We start from the raw sequence: 20,139 nt of genomic DNA on the forward strand, positions 1-20,139 counted from the left end.
TGGAGGCTTCCATGTCGCGTGCCCCCGTGGTGCGCGCGATAGCGGCGTTCGCCGTCATCGCCATCTCACTGCTGATAACACTGACCACGTCCCCGCGCCTCGGCCTCGACCTGCGCGGCGGCACCCAGATCGTCCTGGAGACCCAGGACGCCCCCCACGCCAAGGCCGACGCCGAGGCGACCGACCGCACTCTTGAGGTGCTTCGCCGCCGGGCCGACGCCCTGGGCGTGGCGGACGCGCCGCTGGCCCGCTCGGGCGATCGGCGCATCATCGTGGAACTGCCCGGCGTGCAGGATCCCGCCAAGGCCGCCGAGGTCATCGGCAAGACCGCCCAGCTCACCTTTCACCCCGTCATCGCCGTGCCCGACCAGAGCGCCAAGGCCGGACAGGGCGAACGGCTGCTGACCGACGAGAACGGCGCCAGGCTGCTCATCGGCCCGGCCAAGCTCACCGGCGACAGCGTCAACGACGCCCGCGCCGGGCTCGACTCCCAGGGAGGCGGCGGCTGGTTCGTCACCGTCGGCTTCCGCGACAAGGGCCGCCAGGCGTGGGCCGACCTGACCGGCAAGGCCGCCTGCAACCCGCTGGGCGACCCGAAACGACGGGTCGCCATCATGCTCGACTCCAAGGTCATCCTCTCACCGCAGGTGAACCAGGGCGTGGCCTGCAATGTGGGCATGCCGGGCGACTCCACCGAGATCACCGGCTCCTTCACCCCGGAGGAGGCGGAGAACCTGGCCGCGCTGATCAAGGGCGGTGCGCTGCCGGTGCCCGTCAAGATCGTCGAGCAGAGGATCGTCGGTCCGACGCTCGGCGCCGCCGCGATCGCCGCCAGCGCCGAGGCGGCGGTCATCGGCGTCGCGCTCACCGCGTTGTTCATCATCGTGGCCTACCGGCTGGTGGGCATGATCGCCGCCATCGCGCTGGCCTGCTACGCGCTCATCTCCTACGCGGCCCTCGTGGCGCTCGGCGCCACGCTCACCCTGCCGGGCCTGGCGGGCTTCGTGCTCGCGATCGGCATGGCGGTGGACGCCAACGTGCTGGTCTTCGAGCGGGCCAGGGAGGAGTACGCGGCCGGGCCGAAGCTCAAACCCGCCCTGGAGAAGGGGTTCCGCAACGCCTGGAGCGCGGTGGCCGACTCCAACGTGACCACGCTGCTCGCGGCGGGACTGCTGTTCTTCCTGGCCTCGGGGCCGGTTCGCGGCTTCGGTGTCACGCTGAGCATCGGTGTGATCGCGTCACTGGTGACCGCGATGGTCATCACCCGGATCCTCGCCCACTGGGCGGTGACCCGTCAGGCCGTGACGAAGCGGCCGGAGATCACGGGGCTCGCCGGGATCGGACGGGTCCGTACATGGCTGAACGAACGTGAGCCCGACGTGATGGGACGGCGGACGGCGTATCTCGCGATCACCGCCCTGCTGGTGGCGGTGTCGGTGGCCGGAGTGGCGATCCGAGGGCTGAACTTCGGGGTGGAGTTCACCGGCGGACGGATCATGGAGTACTCCATGAGCACCCCGATCAGCGTCGACGCCGCCCGCGAGCTGGTCGGCGACGCGGGGTTCCCGAACGCGGTGGTGCAGTCCTCCGACTCTGGCATCTCCGTGCGAACCGGTCAGATCAGCTCCACCGACGTGACAAGGATCGAGGCGGCGCTGGAGGGTGACGCCGGGAAGCTGACCAAGGAACGCGACGAGCTCATCGGCCCGAGTCTGGGTGACGAACTGCGCCGCAACGCGCTGATCGCCCTGGCCCTCGCCCTCGCGGCGCAGCTCGCCTACCTGGCCTTCCGGTTCCGCTGGACGTTCGGCCTGGCCGCGGTGCTGGCCCTGGTGGGCGACGCGGCGATCGTGGTGGGTGTGTTCGCGTGGCTGGGCAAGCCCGTTGACGGGGTGTTCCTGGCCTCGATGCTCACGGTGATCGGCTACTCGGTCAACGACAAGGTCGTGGTCTTCGACCGGATCCGTGAGCTGTGGGGAGCACGGCGCAGGACGCCACTCGCCGAGGTGGCGAACCTAGCGATCTTGCAGACCGTGCCTCGCACGGTGAACACGGGCCTGGGCGCGCTGTTCATACTGGCCGCGCTGGCGGTGCTCGGCGGCGCCTCGCTGACCGACTTCGCGGTGGCCCTGCTGGTCGGCATCGTCGTCGGCACACTCTCTTCGGCGCTGGTGGCCGCCCCTCTGGCGATCGAGCTCGACAAGCGCAGCTCCCTCCCGCCTCCGCAACCCCGGCACGGGCAGCCGGTCCGGCCTCGCACGGGATCGGGCGCCGTCGTCTGACGGCCGCTGCCTGAAGAGCCTCGCTCGAAGGGCACCATCTGAACGGCACCGTCTGAAGAGCACCGTTCTTTGAAAGATCAGCGGAGGGGAAGGCGCCGGAAGAACAGCCGGGGAGGTGCGGGAAGAAACGTCCCGCACCTCCCTTTGGTTCATCTGCCAGGCCATCTGTCCTGCTCAACCGCGCCGGTCGGCACCCTCGACCTTCGAGGTTCCCGGCGTGGCGCGCCGATTCGGTAGACCGGTAAGATCGACCGGATTCCTGTGACTCCTCCGCTCCCTGAAGAGAGCGGCTTCTCGCTTCCCTCGGCTGAGGTAGGCGACGGCCGAGCCCTGACCGTTTCAAGCAAGAAAACCGCAACAGGGAAGCGATTCTCCTGCCAGGCAAACCCGGCAGTCCCCTCGCCAGAGATTATGGCGTGGTGGAGCTGATCGACTCCTGCAGGCCGTTGGCCTCTCCCGAGCCCGTCACGCTCTTGGTGCTTTTGTTGGCATTTTTGGGGATCGGGACGACCTGGCAGTAAATCTGTGGCATGCCAATCGCCTCGCACAGCCGGATGTACGTCGACGGATCGGCCGGCAACCCGGTTTCCGGGAGCGCGCGGCCGATTTTCCCGGGCTTCGCCACATAACCGGAACGAGCTCTCTTGGAACGAAGGCCGGCCGGCTTGTGCCGAATGGGAACGCCCACCTCACCGGCGGCTTGCGCCTGGCCGGGCGGCCCGGTCAACGTTGTTTCGGCGCCTGCTGGAACAGGCGAGTTGACAAGAACGGCCCCAGCGAGCACGCCGCCCGCGAGGACTCTTTTCATAAGCGTGGACATGTCGTCTTGTCTCTCCCCTCGCCTTCACGAGGAAACCTGGAACGAAAACTCTTGGGCCAGCCGGAAACCTACGGGGCGATGCTTTTGAGATCCGACCGGCACACCTGCCCAAGGAAACACACTTCCTTACCCGCCGCCAATTTAATTCCCTACATAAAGCCCAATGTTCACACCATGCGAATTAGGTGGACCAAGTGGCTTATGTTCGCGTAGCACCGGCGATAGGACCGAATTTCCGGACGGCCGCCGCCCCCACAGGCCCTCTACCGCACCCCCACAAGCCCTCCACCACACCTCCACGAGCCCTCCACGGCGCCTCCACGAGCTCTCCACAAGCTCTCCACGGGTCCTCGCCCCTCCTGTGGGACACGCCGTCCCGCTAATGTGCTTGGCGTCCGATTTCCCTGTTGTCAAAGGCGGATGCGCTCACGATGGACGACTACGCGACGACTTTCAGAATCCTCGACGTCGACGGTGACGGCCTGATCTCGGCTGCCGAGATGATGCGCCTCATGGAGGTGCTCGGCCAGCCGCTCACTCCCGAGGCCGCCAAGGCGGCCATGGACAGGATCGACCTGGACGGTGACGGGCTCATCTCCCTGGAGGAGTTCGCCGGTTACCTCCAGTAAGCCGTACGTCTCCCGCGGAGCGCGCCTAGATGTTGCATTTGAGACAAGAACAAGCGTTTGCTACTCGCTCAAAATGTCAATGACGTCAGAATGTGAGGCGCACTCCGACGGGAGGGTTCATGGCGACAAAGCAGGACACCGGAATCGTCGTAGCAATCTCCGGCGGCCGCAAGAGGAGAGCTCACAACGCCTCGGACCAGCGGCTTTGGGGATCGGCTCCGGCGGAGGTGGCCAGACGGCTGAGACCGGGGCTCACCGAAGTGGCCGACCAGGTGATCAAAGAGATCACGGCCCGGGTTCCCGAATACGCCCGGCCGGCCGACGAGACCTACATCAAAGCCATCCGGCTGGCTGTGGATGAGGCGTTGCGTCAGTTCGTGGACCGGATCGAAAACCCCAGCAGGCCGTGGGATCCCGACGTGTTCCGCACGATCGGCCGCGGAGAGGCGAACGAGGGCCGCAACCTCGACCCGCTGCAGACCGCGATGCGGCTGGGCGCCCGGGTGGCCTGGCGGCGGTTGACGGAGCAGTCCGAGCACCTCGGCCTCACCCCGCAACACCTCTACGACCTGGGAGAGGCCATCTTCGTCTACCTCGACCAGCTCGCCGACGCCGCCTCCGAGGGCTTCGACGAGGCCAGGGCCCGTGCGGCCGGGGAGATCGGGCGCCGTCGCCACCGGCTGATGGACCTGCTGCTCAGCCAACCGGCCGCTTCCCCCGAGGCGATCGCCGACCTGGCCAAGGCCGCGGGGTGGCGGCTGCCCAGAACCGTGGCCGGGGTCGCGCTGGACGAGCGGTCCAACGGCCGTCGCAACCTCCCGCTCCCGCCGGACGTCCTGACCGGCCTCGACCGGCCCGCCCCCTGCCTGATCGTGCCCGACCCCAACGGCCCCGGTCAGGCCCAGACCTTGGAGGCCGGGCTACGCGGCTGGAAGGCGGCCATCGGCCCCGCCGTACCGCTGGCCGCCGCCGCGACCTCCCTGCGCTGGGCCCGCGAGGCGCTGGACCTGCGCAGGAGAGGCGTCCTCGTCGAGGAGCGGGGCCTGCTCCGCTGCGCCGACCACATGGCCACCCTGATCGTGTTCAAGGACGAGGAGCTGGTCAGCGCCCTCACCGAGGTGCGGCTGGCCCCCCTGGCCCACCTGCGCCCCAGCCAGCAGGACCGGCTGGCCGAGACGCTGCTGGCGTGGTTGCGGCACGGCCGGGGCGCCGGGGAGGTCGCCGCGAGGCTCCACGTGCACCCGCAGACCGTGCGCTACAGGCTGCGGCAGCTTGAGGAGCTCTACGGCGACCAGCTCAGCGACCCCGACATCCGGTTCGAGCTGGAGATCGTCCTGCGTGCCCGGCAGTCCGTCAGCTCCGGAGCATCCTGATCCGGTCTTCGCCGATGCGCTCCCTGAGCGCGTGGTCCTCGACGCCGAGGTCCTCGGCAGGTGCCAGGGCCAGCACGCCGACCTTGCCGACATGCTTGTTGAGCTGCACGGCACGAGCGGCGTCGCCGGTCCGGTCGAGGGAGTAGACCGTGGACAGGGTGGGCTGGAGCACGCCGAGCGAGAGCAGCCGGTTGACCTCGTGGCACTCCTGGTAGTTCGCCCCGTGGGAGCCGATGATCCGCTTGAGCTTCATCCACAGGTGCCGGTTGTCATACTCGTGGGCGTAGCCGCTGGACGATCCGCAGGTGACGACCGAGCCACCTCGCCGCGCGACGTAAACGGACGCGCCGAAGGTGTCCTTTCCGGTGTGCTCGAAGACGATGTGCGGATCCTCCCCCACCTGACGGCGGACCTCGGCACCGAGCCTGCGCCAGGCCTTCTCGTCGTTGAGATGCTCGAACTGCGAGCGGTCCACGATGTGCTCGCAGCCCATCCTGCGGAGCAGGTCGGCCTTCTCCTCGGAGCTGACGACGCCCACCGGGACGCCCCCGCCGTTCTTGACGAGCTGCACGCCGTACGCGCCGAGCCCGCCGGTCGCGCCCCAGACCAGCACCACGTCGCCCTGCTTCATCCGGGAGCCGTGCTCGCTGACCAGCATCCGGTAGGCGGTGGAGGCGCACAGCATGTTGCAGGCGGCCTCCTCCCAGGTCAGGTGCTTGGGCTTGGGGAGCAGCTGGGTGGCCTTGACCACCGCGAACTCGGCCAATCCGCCGTAGTTGGTCTCGAACCCCCACGCGCGCAGGTCGGAGCCGAGCATGGAGTCGGAGTGGGTGACCGGGTCCTGCGCGTCGACGTAGGCGGGTGAGACGACGACCCTGTCACCGATCTTCCAGTGCCGTACGGCGTCGCCCATCCGGACGACCACCCCGGAGGCGTCCGAGCCGAGCACATGGAAGTCCTGGTCATGGCGCGGGTCCACGCGCCCGAACCGCTCCAGGAACGCGAACGTGGGGATGGGCTCGAACATGGCCGTCCACACGGTGTTGAAGTTGATGGCGCTGGCCATGACGGCGATCAGCACCTCGTCCGGACCCAGTTCCGGCATCGGCACGTCGCCCACATGGATGGACTTGGTGATGTCTTTGTCCACACCGTTGACGCCGTGCGGACTGCGGCCGAACATGCCGACCTCGTCCTTGCGGGTGTGGGCGGCGCGGAAGGTCGAGGGGACCTCCAGCCGCGCGAGCTCTTCGGGATCGGCACCGTCGACGACGGCCTGTGCGAGTGTCACAGCTGGCCTCCAAGGTGAGCGGCGATGACTTCGACATGCGGCGGGTCGAGCAGGTTGAGATGGTGTGACCCGGGGACCGTGACGATCTCCAGCCCCGGGCTGAACGGGCCGAATCCCCTTGTGGGGTCGTCGGCGTGGGCGTATCGAACATCCTCGACCGCCCACGGGGTCGGGTCCGTGGAGCGGTAGAGCACCACGCGGCCCTCGTAGGTTCCGGCCCGGTACCCCTCAAGGGCCCGGGTGTCGGAGTGTGAGGTGATCTGATGCCGGAGGATGGCCTCCCCCAGCAGTTCCAGCACCCCCGATTCGGCGACGCGCGTCTCCACCAGCGTGAGCTGGTCCGCCTCGCCCAGTCCTGTGAGTTCGTCGTAGGTGAGCCGTACCCTGACCCCGTAGGTCGCGGCGAGGTAGGCGGCGAAGTCGGCATACCGCCTGGCGATGATCTTTCTCCGCTCCGCGGGAGCCACCTCGTCCGGCAGCCCCGAATCGATCATCGCGACCAGCTCCACGTTCTCCGTCCCGAGCTGCCGCGCGATCTCGAACGCCAGGATCCCCCCGAACGACCATCCCCCCAGCCGGTACGGCCCCGCCGGCTGCACCTTCCTGATCTCCTCCACGTACCGGGCCGCCCGCTCGCTCACCCCCGGCTCCGCCCCGAGCGGCCCCACGTCGTCCAGGCGCTCCAGCCCGAACACCACCCGGCCCGGTCCCAGCCCCCTTGCCAGCAGCGAGTACACCCCCGTGGTCCCGCCCGCCGGGTGCCCCAGGAACAGCGGCACCTCCTCCGGCCGTGCCCGTCCGCCCTCCGAAGACGCCGGTACGGTGACCGCCCCCGCACGGCGGGCGGCCAGGTACTCGCGGGCCGCCTCAGTGAGCGGACGGATGACGCCCTGGGCCGCCTCCTCCTCATCGACCTCCCGGAGCAGGTCGGCGACCTGGGCGCCGGTCAGCACGCCCGTGGCGGTGAACGGGCGGCCGGCCTCCTGGCCGAGCACGTCCAGCACGGCGGGCAGGACGTCCGCCGGGATCTCGTCGGTGACTCCGGGCTCGTGCCCGAGGATCCGGGTAAGAGCCGCGACGACCTGCCGCTCCGCCGCGTCTCTGGGTTCGACCGGGCGGGTCCCGGCGATGCCGTGGATGCCCAGCTCGGCGGCCACGGCCCTGACGACGTCCCCGAGCGTCGCGCCCTGGAGCAGCAACGCGGTGGGGACGGCCACCCCGAAGTCGTGTTCGATCGTGCCACGCACCCGGGTGGCCGCGAGCGAGTCGAGCCCGGCCTCGGTGAGCACCGTGCTCTCCCGCAGCCAGGTGGTTTCGAACCCCAGCACGACAGCCGTCCGCTCCGCGATCTTGGCGAAGATGACCTCAAGGGCCTGCTCGGGCTCCATCGAGGTCAGGGCGTCGCCACCCGCCCAATCGCCGTCGGCCGGGACCGCGCCCGCCAGATCCGCGAAGTACGGCATGCGCGCGATGCCGGGGAAGACCGCGACGGCCGTCGCCGCGTCCAGCCGCAGCACGCCCGCGGCGGGCGTACCCCGGGCCAGGAGCGCCTCCAGCGCCTCGACGCCCTCGTCCGGGGTGAGGGGCGAGACCGCGGGCAGCGCCGTCTGGCTCGCCCCGCCGACCTCGGCCCACGTGCCCCAGTTGATCGTTGTTCCCGGCAGCCCTTCCGACCGGCGAAGGTCGCACAGCGCGTCCAGCCAGGCGTTCGCCCCCGCGTACGCGGCCTGTCCCGGCGAGCCGATCAGCGCCGCCGCCGAGGAGAACGCCACCCACCAGTCCAGACCGACGTCCCGGGTCGCCTCGTGCAGCGCCAGACCCCCGTGGACCTTGGCCGACCAGACCCTGTGCAGATCCTCGGGGCCGATGTCGGCGACGAGGTGGTCGTCCAGGACCCCCGCCGCGTGCACCACCCCGTGCAGCCGGACCCCGTCGGCCCTGACCGCGTCGACCAGTCCCCTGGCCACCCCCGGCACGGCCAGGTCCCCGGCCACCACCTGGACGTCCACGCCCAGGCCGCGCAGCCTCTCGATCGTCTCGGCCCCTTCGGCGGACGGCCCCGACCGTCCGCTGAGCACGATCCGCCCGGCCCCTCTCTCGGCCAGCCATCGGGCCACCACCAGCCCCAGCCCGCCGTATCCGCCGGTGATCAGGTAGCCCCCGCCTCGCCGTACCACCGGCCTGCCCGCCATGACACGGCTCCGGCCGCCGGGCCGTCCGCCCGCGGGCGGGACCTCGCTTCCGGGATCGGCGATCGCGGACAGGCGGGCGGTGTAGCGGACTCCGTTCCGCCAGGCCACCTCGTCATCGGGCGTGTCGGCCGTCAGCTCGGCCAGGAGCACGTCGGGGTCGTCCACGTCGACCAGGCAGACCCGCAGGTCCGGGTGCTCGAAGGCGAGGACCCGGAGCAGGCCGCGCAGCGCGGCGGCGCCGGGGTCGCCACGCTCCGAGGCCAATACGGCCTGCGCCCGATCGGTGACGAGCCGCAGGCGTGACCCGGTCCCGGCGAGGTCGCCGGCGATCCGGGTGACGGCGAGGAACAGCGCCTCGGCACCCGCCGGGTTCAGCCCGCCCGGGACCAGCACGACGACCTCGTCGTTCGCCGGAACCGTGACCGATGCCGCCGGGCGAGTCGTATGCGGTGCCGGGCGCTGGGCCGGAACCAGAGACGGTGTGGATCCCGCCCGGGGCATCCCGGGCAGGGTGAGGCGGTGGACGGCGTGCCCGGCGGCGACGAGGCCGGAGGCGAGACGCCCGGCTCGCGAATCCCCCTTACCGGCCACGATGAGCCAGCCGCGAGCCGGGCGTGGGTCGGATCCATTCCCCGCCGGTACGGCTTCCACACCCGAACTCGGCGTCCACACACGTGCCACGAGCTTGCCCGCCAGCGGGACGGGCACGGCGGTGGCGGGGATCTCCCTGCTCAGCACCCCGGCCGGAGTGCCGTCCTGCCCCAGCCGCTCGATCTCGATCGGCACCCTGGCGACGTCCCCCGGCCGCTCGGCCTCCGGATCCCGCGGCCGTTCCGCCTCCGGTTCCTTCTCCGGCTCCCATGACCGCCTGTCCTCCGCCCGCGGTTCCTCCTCCGGGCCCCATGACCGCCCGTCCTCCGCCTCCGGCGCCCCTCGCAGCCGCTCGTCCAGCTCGGCGGGGCTCGGGATGGTCTCGAGCTGGGGCGGACCTGATGTGATGGTGGCGGTGCCGTACCGGACCCAGACGCCCGCGGCGTTCTTCGCGTCGATCTCGACCTCGCCGGACGGGGTGAGGGTCGTGGTGATCGTGGCGGGCAGGGGCAGCAGCGCGTTCAGGGTGACGTCGGTCAGCTCGGCCCGGCCCCGGACGTCGAAGGCCGCCGCCTGGGCGAGGGCGGCCACCGCGGCGAGCGGCAGGATCGGCAGGCCGTGCACCCGCCAGGCCGAGGGGTCCAGCCGCCAGGGAACGTCGCAGAGGTCGTCGAGGGTCGTGGTCCACACATGCCCGGCGGGGCTTTCGACGTGCACGCCGAGCAGGGGGTGGCTGCCGGGCGGGAGCGCGGCACGCCGGGCGGCGCGGGCCCAGTGGTTCTCATGTCTCCACGGCGAGGAGGGAAGGTCGGCGAGCCGGCCGGAGGACGCCCCGGCCAGGGCGGGCAGGGCCACCACGGTGGCCGCCAGCTGGGTGGACAGCTCCTCGTCGTGGCCGCGGCGGAGCGAGTGAGTGATCACCGTTCCCGAGGGGAGGGTGTCGCGCAGCGCCGCGGCGAGGACCGGGTGCGGGCTGATCTCTGTGAAAACGGAATGGCCGTCCTCGGCGGCGGCCCGGACCGCCGCGAGCAGCCGCACCGGCCGGCGGACTCCGGCGGCCCAGTAGGCGGGCTCGAAAGTGGGAACCTCGCGGGGGTCGTCGAACACGGTCGAGTAGAAGGGGATCTCCGGCTTGCCTCCGGCGATGGTGGCCAGTGCCGCGCGGAGCTTCGGCAGGAGCGGTTTGACCTGGGGCGAGTGCCCGGCGCCCTCGGCGGTGAGCACCCGGGAGAGCAGGCCCCGCGCGCCGACCTCGGAGGCGAAGGCCGTGACCCGGTCCGGATCGCCGGTGACCACGCACTGCTTCGGAGAGGCGTAAACGGCGACGTGCAGATCGTCCGGAACCTCGTCGGCCGCGACCTCCAGCACCGCCATCGCCCCGCCGCCGCCCAGCGTGCCGAGCAGCCCGGCCCGGCGGCAGATCACCCGGACCGCGTCGCGCAGCCCGATTCCGCCCGCGACCACGGCGGCCGCGACCTCTCCCATGGAGTGCCCGATGACCGCGGCGGGTCGTATCCCGTGTGACACCCAGACCCGGGCCAGCGCCACCTGCACCGCGAAGATCAGCGGCTGCGCCGTGACCACCCCCGTCGCCTCCCGCCCCTCGGCGACGATCTCCCGCAGCCCGATGCCCGCCTCCTCCCGGAACATCGGATCCAGCTCGTCGACGGCCTCGGCGAACACCCGTTCCCCGGCGTAGAGCCGGGCCCCCATCCCCGCCCACTGCGAGCCGTACCCGGAGAACACCCACACCGGTCCCCGCCCGCCGACCACCGCCGCTCCGGTGACGCCTCCCCCCTCCCGTACGGCTCGCAGCCCAGCGACCAGCTCCTCCCGGTTCCCGGCCACGAGCGCGGCCCCGGCCCGTCCCCGCCCGGCCCGCCGGGCCAGCGTGTACGCGACGTCGTCGAGCGGGATCCCGGAGCCGTCCTCGCCGATCCAGTCCGCGAGCACTCCGGCGTGGTCCCGGACCCGCTCGGCGGACACGTCCGTGAGCAGGAACACCTTCGACCCGGGGCGGTCGTGCCGCTCGCCGTACGAGCTGGAAGGACCGGAGGACTCCACCTCGTCATGCGGGGCGGCGGGGCCGGGAGGCTCCGCCGCGTCGTTCGGGGCGCGGTCGAGGACGACGTGGGCGTTCGTGCCTCCGAAGCCGAAGGAGGAGACACCGGCACGGGGACGGTCGCCCGGCCAGGGGGTCGGGGCGGTGACGACCTTGAGGCGGTCCCAGGGAATGTGCGGGTTGGGCTGGTGGAAGTGGATGCTGGGCGGGATCACTCCGTGGTGGAGGGAGAGAACGGTCTTGATCAGGCCGGTGATCCCGGCGGCGGCTTCGAGGTGGCCGAGGTTGCTCTTGGCCGAGCCGATCAGCAGTGGCGTGTCGCGACCGCCGCACAGGGCGGCGTCGAGGGCGCGGGCCTCGATGGGGTCACCGAGGAAGGTGCCGGTGCCGTGGGCCTCGACGTAGTCGGGACCTGCCAGACCGGCGTAGGCGGCGCGGAGAAGTTCCTCCTGGGCCTCGGGATTGGGCGCGACCAGGCCGTTGGACCGCCCGTCCTGGTTCACCGCGGTGGACCGGATGACCGCCAGGATCCGGTCGCCGTCGCGCTGGGCGTCGGACAGCCGTTTGAGCACGGCGACCCCGCACCCCTCCGCCCGGACCATCCCGTCCGCCGAGGCGTCGAAGCTCTTGCAGCGCCCGTCGGGCGCGGTCCCCCCGCCCTGGTCGAACGCCATGGTGATCACCGGTGACAGCAGCAGGTTGACCCCTGCGGCGAGCGCCAGGTCGCTCTCCCCCGACCGCAGGCTGCGGACGGCCAGATGCGTGGCGACCAGCGAGGACGAACACGCGGTGTCCACCGACAGGCTCGGCCCGCGCAGGTCGAGCAGGTAGGACAGCCGGTTCGCGGCGATGCTGAACGCCGCCCCGGTCGCCGTCCAGGCGTCCACCTTCGCCGCGTCCGCGGTGGTCAGGTAGGCGTACTCGTTGCCGGAGATGCCGACGAACGCCCCCGTACGGCTGCCGCGCAGCGACCGGGGCGCGACCCCGGAGTGCTCCAGCGCCTCCCACGCCGTCTCCAGGAGCAGCCGCTGCTGCGGGTCCATGGTCTCGGCCTCGCCCGGAGCGATCCCGAAGAAGCCCGCGTCGAACCCGGCCACGTCGTCCAGGAACCCGCCGTGCCGGGTGGTCCTGGCCAGCACCTCGGCGGTGGCGGGAGAACCGTCGTCGAAGGCGTCCCACCGGCCCTCGGGCACCAGGCCGACCGCGTCGCCGCCCGCGAGGAGCAGCCGCCAGAAGTCTTCCGGTCCCCTCACGGATCCCGGGAGGCGGCATCCGACGCCGATCACCGCGACCGGCTCGTCGGGATCCGCCCGCCGGTCCGCCGCCGGTCCGGCGGGCGGGGCGGCTACCAGGCCGCGGGCGAGACGGTTGATCGTGGGGTATTCCCAGACCAGCGTGGGCCCCAGCTCCCGGCCGAGCAACGTCTCCAACTCGCCGGCCACCGCGACCGCGTCGCGCGAGGACAGCCCGAACTCCTCCAGGGGACGATCAGGGTCGACCTCTGTCAGAGGCAGTTGGCAGCGGGTCGCGATTCGCTCCGTGAGGAAACGGCGGATCTCGTCTTCGCCGAGCAGGTCCACGTGGCGGCTCCCAAAGAACACGCGGGGTGATCGGCAAACTTACAGAGACATATCGGCATAAGGGAGACCTGACAGACCACAATCCACCAGCGCGTTTTGTAACGAGTGTGATAACGGCCACACAAAGGTGATTTGTTCGACAGGCTCAAGGCGCACGTGTATTTCGTTGCCGGCGCGCATAGTCGCGACCTGGTAACCAGGCTTAGGGTCGCCTGCCACAGCCCCCGCCGTCAGGCTGTGTGGAGGAAGACGATGCGACCTGCTCGACGCGGATTTCTGGCGCTTGCGACCGCGCTCGCCGTCGGACTGCCGACGGCCGCGCACGCCGCCCCCGGCCCGCGAACCGGCAGGAGTCCCTCCGGCCCCTGGCCCGCCGCGCTGCCCGGTGGCGCGCGGGTGGTGAAGGAGCGCTGGTTCAGCCCGCGCATGGTCGACCTCCAGGTGTCGTCACCTTCGGTCAACGCGATACTGCCGGTCCGGGTGCTGGTGCCGAAGGGCTGGTCCAAGAAGGCCTCCCGCACCTGGCCGGTGCTCTACCTGCTGCACGGCGGCGCGGACGACTACACCTCGTGGACCCGGATGACGGACATCGCGGACAAGGCCGCGGACATGGACGCGATCATCGTGATGCCCGAGGCCGGACGGGCCGGGAACTACTCCAACTGGTACAACGGCGGCAAGGGCGGCCCGCCCGCCTGGGAGACCTTCCACACCTACGAGGTGCGCCGCCTGCTGGAGCTGGGCTATCGGGCCGGTACCCGCCGCGCCGTCGCCGGCATCTCCATGGGCGCCTACGGCGCGATGAAATACGCCGCGCGGCACCCCGGGATGTTTCGCTTCGTCGGTTCCTACAGCGGTGTCATGTCCACCCGTCTCCCCGGCATCCCCGAGCTCATCATGCGGGCGCAGTCCGCCGAGCGGAAAGACCCGAAGGCCCTGTGGGGAGACCCGATCTTCAACCAGAACGTCTGGAAGGCCAACGACCCCGCCTACCTGGCCAGGAATCTGCGCGGGGTGCGCATCTACATCTCCAGCGGCACGACCGCCCGCCCCGGCGAGCTCGACCCGCCCGGTGCCAGCTGGAGCATCGCCCACCTCGGTGAGCCGATCTCCGCCTACACCGCGAGAGACCTGATCGCCAAGCTCCACCGATACGGCATCAAGCCCGTGGTGAACCTGTACAAGGACGGCACCCACAGCTGGCCCTACTGGCAGCGCGAGTTCAACCGGTCCTTCCCGATGGTGCTGTCCGCCCTCCACCTGAACGCTCCGTCCCCGCAGGACCAGGAGCCCCCGCCGCAGGAGGAGGACGGCGACGACGACTGGGGCCTGCTCGGGCAGATTCCCTCGGTCCCCGTCGGCGGCGCCCCACGTCTCCCGTCTTCCGTGAGAGCCTTCCGCCGCCCGTGAAGGGCTCCCTGAAAAGGGCTCCCAGGAAAGGGCTCCCAGGAAAAAGGAGCGGAGGAGTCACGAGACGTCTGATCGGAACCTCCCGCCACGCGTCCGGATCTCTTCCGGCTTCCGGGAAAACCGGGGCTCGGGGCGGGCTACTCCGTACCCGACCGGCGCGCGTCCCGTTCGGGAAGGCGGACGTAAACCTGCTGCCCTGTCTGGATCATGTTGAAAAGGGGCCTGGCGTTGTGGAGCGGGAGGCGGATGCATCCGTGGGACGCGGGATGCCGGGGAACCCGTTCTGAGCCGTGGAAGCCTATGGCACCGTTGAAATAGACGGTGTAGAACTGGTCGCCCAGGGGTCCGTGCGTCCATCCGGGTGTCCGCCACCAGGCGCGGAAGTCGCCGGGTGGCGTCACCGCGACCCCGCAGTGGCCGTTCTTGCAGTAGTGCTTGTTGTTGCCGGTCGAGATGTGGGAGACCAGCGCAGGTTTGTCGCCCTGCCACGCCGTGAGCAGCTGGCGGCGTAGATCGATCTCCACCCTCGCGGGCTCCCCGTAACGCACCAGCGGCCTGATGCGTGCCGGGCGGGAGAGCGCGTGCCAGGTCGGCGGGTCGATCTGGTCAACGGGCGGCAGCCCGTTCGCCTTCTGGAAGGCCCACACGGCCACGCGTAGCGCGGGGCCGTACTCGGGACTGGGCGGCCCGGAGTTGAACCCCAGCTGGTTGAGGCGCCTCTGGACCTCGCGGACCCGATCCCCGCTGTCGCCGAGCCGGAGAAGGGGGAAGCGGGGCGGCGCGTGTCCGGCCCGGGGCGTGGGACCTCCGTGTCCGGCCCGGGGCGTGGGACTCTCGTTCACGGCCGGGGGCGCGGAGTCCCCGCCCGCTACAGGAGGCGCGGGGTTCCTGGGATGCCTCGGCTCGGGGTCCTCGGAATGCCAGGGTGACGCGATGCCGGCGGGCGCGAGATCGAACGGCAGGACGGCGACCAGCGCGAGACCCGTTCCGGCGATCAGAAGATATTTGGTGGTTCTTCGCATATTTCACGTCCGTTCGGTCTGGAGTGAGCCATTCGGAAGTCTCGGGCGAGCCGTTCAGAAGGAGCGCGAGTATTTACGGTCCTCCACGGCCGCACGCACCAGACCGACGGCTTCCCGGGCGCACCCCCAGGAGAAACTGAATCCCGCCCCGCCGTGCGCGAAGTTGTAAATCACCTGGCTTTCCTCGTCCCATTCCAGGCAGACGTTCTCCGCCCGGAACGGACGCAGACCGGCCCGCACCGGCTCATCGGGGTCTATTTTCGCGTTTCGTAGCGCGGGCATGAAGGCCAGGCAGCGTTCGTACATTTCCCGCACGGGCCCGTGGTTCCCCAGATTGATACTCGTGTCCCATTCATCCTTTTCCGCCAGCCCGCCGAGAACGAGGAGCCTGGGATTGCGCGGCACGATGAAGACGATGTCCTGCTCGTCCTGCCTCTCGTCGTGGGAGACGCAGTGGGCCTCGCCGATCCGGGGCCCGCGGATCCCGCCGTTGCGGACCCGCACGAGCGCGCCACGCAGCGGATACATGCTGATGCCGCGGAGCTGGGCGGTGCCGAGCCCCGCGCAGCAGATGATCACCTCGGCGTCGAACCGGTCGAGGAGCTCGGCTCTCTGGTCGGCCAGCAATCCCTCGATCCGGTGCCGCACGACCTGCACCCCGTGGATTTTGACCTGCCGCATCAGCCACACCATGTACTGATCGGTGTCGATCATGGGAGCCATGTGGGAGTAGGCGTCCACCACGCCGTAGTCGGGGCTGACGCCGTTGCGCTCGGCAAGTGACCGGTCGCGGACGAACCCGCGCACCTTCCCCGTGAGCTCCTGCATCTTGTGCAGGTCGTGCGGGTTCTCCTCGATGGGATGCTTGAAATAGAAGTTGGACCTGCGCATGGCCACCCCGGGAACCCTGGCCCGGGCCAGCTCTTCGAACATCTTGTACGAGGTGACGCACCAGTTCTTGGAGCGGGCGAGCGAGATCTGGTCGTGGTGGTAACCGCACACGGCGGGCGGCCACTCCCACAGCGCCCCCGCGACGACCGAGACGATGTCGGGCGCGAATTTCTCCGCGACCACGGTGACCCGGAATCCTTCCCTGGCCAGGCACAGCGCGGTCGTCAACCCACTCACACCGGCCCCGACGACAAGCACTCTTCCCGAATTCGCGCGCACTTGGGAACGCCTTCCTTCCGGATTCGTCCGGCTCGATCGCTTCTGGCATGGCCCACCGCGGGTGGTAATCGCGACGAACGCTGAAACGGGACCAGGGTAAGCCGGGATATCGGCGAAACTCGGGGGCGGGCGACCGTGAAACGGGAAAACGGCCGTCACGGGCCGATGGAAAATCATTACCGGCGAATTAATCCGTCTGGGCCGAACGGGGGCACTCGCCCATCGGGGCCGAATGCCCGGATGGGCGACGTTTGACGGCAGGCCGGATTTACGCCGTTGGTCCGGCGGGCATCCCCGGCCGATGTTGACGCACTTTTAGCCGAGCCCCGGCGGTTATAACCGGCCGATCGGGGTCACACGAGGCGAGATTGCCTACGTTGATCTTCAGGCTCGCCTATATGCCCGCAGTGATCGCCCGCCGCACGGATTATCGCTCAGTCACGCCATCTGAGCAGGATCGCGATGTTGTGCGCGCCGATCCCGAGCCCGGCGAGGATCGCAAACGGTGTCTCGACGCGGCTCCAGCGTCTGGCGAAGGTGACCCCGCGCTCCGCCCGATCGGGCGCGGCCGGGGTCGACCGGCCCCGTGGGAGCACGAAACGCCACTGCCGCGAGAAATGACCCAAAGGAGGCATTACCTAGAGATGTAATCAATCATCATAATTCCAGTCATGGACTGGAAGATCGTCAATCGCCGTACCCTCCTGCGAGGCGCCGGTCTCGCCGCGAGCGGCCTGCTGGTCGGGACCGGTTCCGCCCAGGCGGCCGTGCGTTCCTACGAGCGCACCGGCCGCCCGGCCACCCCCGACGCCGCCTGGGCCGCCCTTCGCGCCGGCAACCGGCGGTGGGTCACCGACAGCGCCCTCCACCCGCACCAGGACTCGGAACGGCGGGCACAGACCGCGCAGAAGCAGGATCCGTACGCCGTGGTCCTGTCGTGCATCGACTCCCGGGTGGCGCCGGAGATCATCTTCGACGCCGGGCTGGGCGACCTGTTCGCCGTACGCAGCGCCGCGCAGACGATCGACCCGCTGGTGACGGGTGCCGTGGAGTACGGGCCCGTGGAGCTGGGCACACCGCTCGTCGTCGTTCTGGGGCACCAGCGCTGCGGCGCGGTGACGGCGGCCTCGCACGCCCTGCACGAGGGCAAGCCGCTGCCCGGCGAACTGCAGCGCATCGTCACCGCGCTCAGGCCCGCCTACGAACGCTCCGGCGGGGACGTCGACAAGATGATCCGGATCAACACCGTCGACGTGGTCAAGCGACTGAAGGCCGACTCCCTGCTCGCACCCCGCATCGCTCGCGGGCGACTCAAGGTGGTCGGCGCCTACTACTCCCTCGACACCGGGCAGGTCACCCGGCTGATCTGACGCCGTACGGATGAAAGCTGGTGGAGGGTGTGGCCCGCGGCCTTCTTGAAGAGGTACTCGGCGCGCTCGTACGAAAGCCGCCCCCGTCCCGTGTCCGGGCACAGGTCGGCGGGCTTTGGCCTGCGGGCTGGGGCGGGTCTCCGGTCGGCCAGGAACAGGGGGCCGCGAGTCCGGCCCGCCACCAGCTCGGACAGCAGGGCGGCCGTGCCGTACCCCCAGGAGATCCAGACCTGCCCGGTCCTGGTGGTGACTCGGCCGCGGCCGGCGGTCAGGTCGAGGTCCTCGATGTTGAGCGACAGGGCCGCCTTCGCGGACGCTCCCGACTCATGCAGGAGCCGCCACAGCGTCCGCTCGCGCAGGGACGGATGCCGCCATAGGGCCTCCAGGTCCGGCCCGTAGACCGCTGGGCGCCGTTCGCGGCTTTCCGGCTTCCTGTCCAGCTCGGCCGACAGGTCCTCGATGGCGGCCCATGACGAGAATGAGCGTACGGCGGCGCGGTGTCGGTTCCAGGTCTTGGGCGCCGCCGTCCCCCAGACGACGGCGAAGACCCTGGCCACCTTCCCTGCGGTCACGTCGGCCAACGGGGTGCCGGGGCCGAGGTCCAGCCGCAGGCGGCGCAGGGTCTGGCCGTAGGAGCGGATCGTCTCGGCGTTCAGGTCGCCACGGGCGAGGAAGCCCTCCGCGGCCTCGCCCAACGTGATGCCTGCCTGCGTGGAGTGCGCCTGAGCCGCGCCGGTGGCGGCGCGTTTGAGGAGGAACGCGCGTTCCGCGGCGTTGCCGGTGAGTGCGGCGGCGCGTTCGAAGTCCTTGCCGGCCTCGTCGTGCCGGCCGAGCCTGGCCAGCAATTCGCCGCGCACCACCGACAGCAGGTGGTAGTCCTTGAGAGCCGGATCGGCGGTCACCGTCTCGACGAGGTCCAGACCTGCCTGGGGGCCGTGGGCCATGCCGAGGGCTATGGCCCGGTTCAGCTGGATCACCGGGGACGGCGTCAGCCGTACCAGCGCCTCGTAGAGCGTCGCGATCTGCGCCCAGTTCGTATCGTCTGCGGTCCTCGCCTGCGCGTGGGAGACGGCGATCGCGGCCTGCAGCACGTAAGGACCGAGCGGGCCACCGGCCTCCCTCGCCCGCAACATCGCCGCGAAGCCGCCGGCGATCAGGAGCTGGTCCCAGAGCCCGCGGTCCTGCTCGTGCAGTTGGATGGGCTCGCCCGAAGGCCCGGTGCGCGCGGCCGCGCGTGACGCCTGGATCTCCATCAAGGCGACCAGGCCGTGCACCTCGGCTTCGCGGGGCGCCAGCTCGGCCAGCAGCCTGCCCAGGCGGAGCGCCTCCAGGGCGAGCGACGGGCGCATCAGGTCGTCGCCGGAGGTCGCCGAGTAGCCCTCGTTGAAGATCAGGTAGATGACGTCGAGTACGGACGTCAGCCGGTCGGCGAGCTCCGGCCCCGGCGGCAGTTCGAACGGGACCTGCTCCTTGGTGAGGGTGCGTTTGGCCTTGGCGATGCGCTGGGACACGGTCTGCTCCGGCACCAGGAACGCCCGCGCGATCTCGAGGGCGCCCAGGCCGCCGAGCAGCCGGAGTGTCAGCGCGACCCGCTCCTCGGGGGGCAGCACGGGATGGCAGGAGATGAACATCAGGCGCAGCACGTCGTCGTCGAGTTCGAGATCCTGGCGCTCCAGCGTGCGGGCGATCTCCTCGTGCTTGCGCCCCATCCGCTCCTGGCGGCGGATGTGGTCGATCGCGCGACGCTTGGCCGTGGTCATGAGCCATGCGCCGGGGTTGTCCGGGACGCCCTGCTCGGGCCACTGTTCCAGCGCGGCCACCAGCGCGTCCTGGGCGAGCTCCTCGGCCAGGCCGACGTCGCGGACCATCCTGGTCAGGCCCGCGATGATCCGCGCGGACTCGAGCTTCCAGACCGTGTTGACCGCTCCGTGAGCGTCCCGGGCGCCACTCATCAGTAGATCTGCTGCATCCGGCCCTCACCGTCGCCGATGATCTTGAAGAAGCGGCGGGACAGCTCCAGCGCCTCCTGCCTGGACCCCACATCGATCAGCGCGAACCCGCCCGCCATCTCCTTCGCCTCGGCGAAAGGGCCGTCGGTCACCATGAGCTCGCCGCCGACGGACTTGAGCACGCTGCCCCCCAGCTCCATCCCGCCGCTCGCCAGCAGCACCCCGGCCTGGGTCAGCTCCTGGATGAACTTGCCCATCTCGATCTGAAGGGTCTCGTCCGCCTTCTGCTCGCTCACGCTCGTCAAGAGAAATCGCATGCCGTACTCCCGCTCCTTTTCAGTTCCAGCAACCTTAGCCTTCCTGCGTTCCCTGTCACATCGCCTGGACGACGCGTAGGC

13 protein-coding genes are annotated in these 20,139 nt (G+C 70.3%); 5 read left to right on the forward strand and 8 right to left on the reverse strand.

Translation table 11 applies throughout. From position 1 onward, the window contains the following. Window positions 1-11 precede the first annotated feature (11 nt). Window positions 12-2,282: a protein translocase subunit SecD gene (secD, locus tag ACFY2X_RS18075; RefSeq protein WP_389939462.1), complete on the forward strand. Its 2,271-nt coding sequence runs from the start codon at window positions 12-14 to the stop codon at window positions 2,280-2,282. A gap of 409 nt (window positions 2,283-2,691) precedes the next feature. On the opposite strand, the gene ACFY2X_RS18080 is transcribed toward secD, so the two are convergent. Further along, window positions 2,692-3,102 (reverse strand): hypothetical protein, encoded by a 411-nt coding sequence (locus tag ACFY2X_RS18080; protein ID WP_389939464.1) that lies wholly within the window; start codon window positions 3,100-3,102, stop codon window positions 2,692-2,694. A 407-nt stretch (window positions 3,103-3,509) separates the two neighbouring features. On the opposite strand from ACFY2X_RS18080, the gene ACFY2X_RS18085 reads away from it, so the two are divergent. Both ACFY2X_RS18085 and ACFY2X_RS18090 read left to right on the forward strand, forming a co-directional pair. Continuing rightward, on the forward strand, window positions 3,510-3,731 hold the full coding sequence (locus ACFY2X_RS18085) for an EF-hand domain-containing protein (RefSeq protein ID WP_389939466.1): 222 nt from the start codon (window positions 3,510-3,512) through the stop codon (window positions 3,729-3,731). Between the two features lie 119 nt (window positions 3,732-3,850). Continuing rightward, entirely contained in the window at window positions 3,851-5,104 is a 1,254-nt protein-coding gene (locus ACFY2X_RS18090) for a PucR family transcriptional regulator (protein WP_389939468.1), read from the forward strand. On the opposite strand, the gene ccrA is transcribed toward ACFY2X_RS18090, so the two are convergent. Next, entirely contained in the window at window positions 5,085-6,395 is a 1,311-nt protein-coding gene (gene ccrA, locus ACFY2X_RS18095; protein WP_389939470.1) for a crotonyl-CoA carboxylase/reductase, read from the reverse strand. The genes ACFY2X_RS18090 and ccrA overlap by 20 nt on opposite strands. Beyond that, complete coding sequence (locus ACFY2X_RS18100; protein ID WP_389939472.1) at window positions 6,392-12,820, reverse strand: SDR family NAD(P)-dependent oxidoreductase; 6,429 nt, start codon at window positions 12,818-12,820, stop codon at window positions 6,392-6,394. Before ACFY2X_RS18100 ends, ccrA begins: the two co-directional genes overlap by 4 nt. Window positions 12,821-13,072: 252 nt before the next feature. On the opposite strand from ACFY2X_RS18100, the gene ACFY2X_RS18105 reads away from it, so the two are divergent. Next, on the forward strand, window positions 13,073-14,230 hold the full coding sequence (locus ACFY2X_RS18105; protein WP_389939474.1) for an alpha/beta hydrolase: 1,158 nt from the start codon (window positions 13,073-13,075) through the stop codon (window positions 14,228-14,230). A gap of 137 nt (window positions 14,231-14,367) precedes the next feature. On the opposite strand, the gene ACFY2X_RS18110 is transcribed toward ACFY2X_RS18105, so the two are convergent. The 3 genes from ACFY2X_RS18110 to ACFY2X_RS18120 form a co-directional block, all read right to left on the reverse strand. Beyond that, the gene (locus ACFY2X_RS18110) at window positions 14,368-15,252 is read right to left on the reverse strand and encodes a L,D-transpeptidase family protein (RefSeq protein WP_389939476.1); all 885 of its coding nucleotides are present in this window, start codon (window positions 15,250-15,252) and stop codon (window positions 14,368-14,370) included. Window positions 15,253-15,306: 54 nt separating this feature from the next. After that, window positions 15,307-16,422 (reverse strand): FAD-dependent oxidoreductase, encoded by a 1,116-nt coding sequence (locus ACFY2X_RS18115; protein WP_389939478.1) that lies wholly within the window; start codon window positions 16,420-16,422, stop codon window positions 15,307-15,309. Window positions 16,423-16,856: 434 nt separating this feature from the next. After that, window positions 16,857-17,048: a hypothetical protein gene (locus ACFY2X_RS18120; RefSeq protein ID WP_389939480.1), complete on the reverse strand. Its 192-nt coding sequence runs from the start codon at window positions 17,046-17,048 to the stop codon at window positions 16,857-16,859. Window positions 17,049-17,093: 45 nt separating this feature from the next. Between ACFY2X_RS18120 and ACFY2X_RS18125 the strand changes: the two genes are divergently transcribed. Next, window positions 17,094-17,792: a carbonic anhydrase gene (locus ACFY2X_RS18125; protein WP_389939482.1), complete on the forward strand. Its 699-nt coding sequence runs from the start codon at window positions 17,094-17,096 to the stop codon at window positions 17,790-17,792. Here the strand turns inward: ACFY2X_RS18125 and ACFY2X_RS18130 are convergent. Together ACFY2X_RS18130 and ACFY2X_RS18135 are read right to left on the reverse strand one after the other, a co-directional pair. Next, entirely contained in the window at window positions 17,753-19,744 is a 1,992-nt protein-coding gene (locus tag ACFY2X_RS18130; RefSeq protein ID WP_389939484.1) for a sigma-70 family RNA polymerase sigma factor, read from the reverse strand. The genes ACFY2X_RS18125 and ACFY2X_RS18130 overlap by 40 nt on opposite strands. Next, window positions 19,744-20,058, reverse strand: coding sequence for a YciI family protein (locus tag ACFY2X_RS18135; RefSeq protein ID WP_389939486.1), 315 nt, complete (start codon window positions 20,056-20,058; stop codon window positions 19,744-19,746). Before ACFY2X_RS18135 ends, ACFY2X_RS18130 begins: the two co-directional genes overlap by 1 nt. Between the last annotated feature and the right edge of the window lie 81 nt (window positions 20,059-20,139).

It is taken from the genome of Streptosporangium sp. NPDC000396 (assembly GCF_042898655.1).
In the GTDB taxonomy this organism is placed as follows: domain Bacteria; phylum Actinomycetota; class Actinomycetes; order Streptosporangiales; family Streptosporangiaceae; genus Streptosporangium.

Coding starts and splice junctions, on each gene's coding strand:
- ACFY2X_RS18125 (WP_389939482.1), top strand. CDS start 17,094: ATGGACTGGAAGATCGTCAATCGCCGTACCCTCCTGCGAGGCGCCGGT.
- ACFY2X_RS18110 (WP_389939476.1), bottom strand. CDS start 15,252: ATGCGAAGAACCACCAAATATCTTCTGATCGCCGGAACGGGTCTCGCG.
- ACFY2X_RS18105 (WP_389939474.1), top strand. CDS start 13,073: ATGCGACCTGCTCGACGCGGATTTCTGGCGCTTGCGACCGCGCTCGCC.
- ACFY2X_RS18130 (WP_389939484.1), bottom strand. CDS start 19,744: ATGAGTGGCGCCCGGGACGCTCACGGAGCGGTCAACACGGTCTGGAAG.
- ACFY2X_RS18135 (WP_389939486.1), bottom strand. CDS start 20,058: ATGCGATTTCTCTTGACGAGCGTGAGCGAGCAGAAGGCGGACGAGACC.
- secD (WP_389939462.1), top strand. CDS start 12: ATGTCGCGTGCCCCCGTGGTGCGCGCGATAGCGGCGTTCGCCGTCATC.
- ACFY2X_RS18080 (WP_389939464.1), bottom strand. CDS start 3,102: ATGTCCACGCTTATGAAAAGAGTCCTCGCGGGCGGCGTGCTCGCTGGG.
- ACFY2X_RS18090 (WP_389939468.1), top strand. CDS start 3,851: ATGGCGACAAAGCAGGACACCGGAATCGTCGTAGCAATCTCCGGCGGC.